Here is a 1,523-nt window from a genome sequence, read left to right as displayed (position 1 = left end):
ACGTTGGCCACCGCCACCAGCCTCGGCGCGCTCTCGACCACCGCAGCCACTGCTTCCGACTGGGTTGGGAACGCCGCGCCGAATGATTATTACCAATTCACCCTGTCCGCCCTGTCCAATGTCACGCTGAAGCTGAGCGGATTGGCCAACGCCAACGGCTACCTTTATCTGCTCAACAGCTCCGGCGGTCAGATCACCTCGACTTATTATGGCTACACCAACGGGGCGCTGACCGCGAATCTGGCGGCGGGCACTTATTACATCAACGTCAACGACACGTACGACACCGCCTACACGCTCTCGGCTTCCGCGACGGCCCTGCCCAATGCGGCGGGGGCGACGCTTGCGACGGCGACCAGCGTCGGCGCCCTCGGCGCGACCGCCATCGTCAAGTCCGACTGGATCGGAAGCGCCGCTTCGACTGATTACTATGCGTTTTCCGTCTCGGCCTCGACCCTCGTCAGCCTCAAGCTGGCGACCGCCAATGGCGTGAACGGGACGATCTACCTCCTCAACAGCTCCGGCGGCCAGATCGCTTCGTCTTATTACGGCGCGGGCGGCCTGACCTCGATCGTCAGCACTCTGGCGGCGGGAACCTATTACGCCGAAGTCGCCTCGAGCAGCGACAGCAGCTACAGCCTGACGTTTTCGACCGGAACCGCTGCGGTGGGAAGCTCGGCGACCGACGGCGCCGGCAACACGCTCGCCGCCGCCAAGGCCATTGGCGCGCTGGCCTCGACCGCCAAGACCTACGCCGACTGGGTCGGCGCCACGGACGCCACGGATGTCTACCAGTTCACCCTGTCGTCGCTCTCAAGCGTCACCCTGCAGCTCTCCGGCCTCGCCTCCGGCGCGTTCGACACGTTCACACTCTATGACGCCAATGGCGCCCAGCTCGATTACACTTACGCCGCCTCGAACTACAACGGCCTGATCAGCGACAACCTCGCGGCGGGGACCTATTACGCCGTGATCGCCTCGTCCGGCGGGTCCGACACCGGCTACAATTTCTCGGCTTCGGCCACGGCGCTGCCCAATGCGACCGGGACGACGCTGGCGAGCGCGACCAGCCTGGGCGCGCTGGGGACGACGGCGGTCGTCAAGTCGGATTGGATCGGCCAGGTCGCGCCGAACGATTATTATTCCTTTACGCTCGGCGCGCTGGCCACGGTGTCCTTCACCTTCACCGGCGCCTGGAACGGTTCTTCGACGCTCGCCCTGCTTGACAGCGCCGGCAATCAGATCACCAGCGCTTATCCCTATAATGTGTCGACCCAATACGCCCTGAGCGCCACGCTCGCGGCGGGGACCTATTATCTGCGCCTGTCCGACAGTTACGACACGGCTTACACCCTGACCGCCGTGTCGAGCGCGGCGGCGGGAACCGCGCCGGCGCTGACCGCCGGGCGCTCGCTCGCGGGCGCTGCGTCGCTGGGCGCCTTGAGCGCCACGGCGGTCGCCAAGACTGACTGGGTCGGCGACGCCGCGCCGGACGAATGGTTCAAGTTCACGGTCGGCGCGCC

General features: G+C 65.9%; 1 protein-coding gene. It reads left to right on the top strand.

Annotated elements, in window-relative coordinates; genetic code table 11:
* The coding region (locus M2320_RS23165; RefSeq protein ID WP_264599324.1) for a pre-peptidase C-terminal domain-containing protein at positions 1–1,523 on the top strand (1,523 nt) is incomplete at both ends.

The organism is Rhodoblastus acidophilus, assembly GCF_025961575.1.
Classification (GTDB): Bacteria; Pseudomonadota; Alphaproteobacteria; order Rhizobiales; family Beijerinckiaceae; genus Rhodoblastus; species Rhodoblastus acidophilus_C.
The sequence above is the reverse complement of the archived record's forward strand: the minus strand, read 5'-3'. Positions and strand labels throughout refer to the sequence as shown.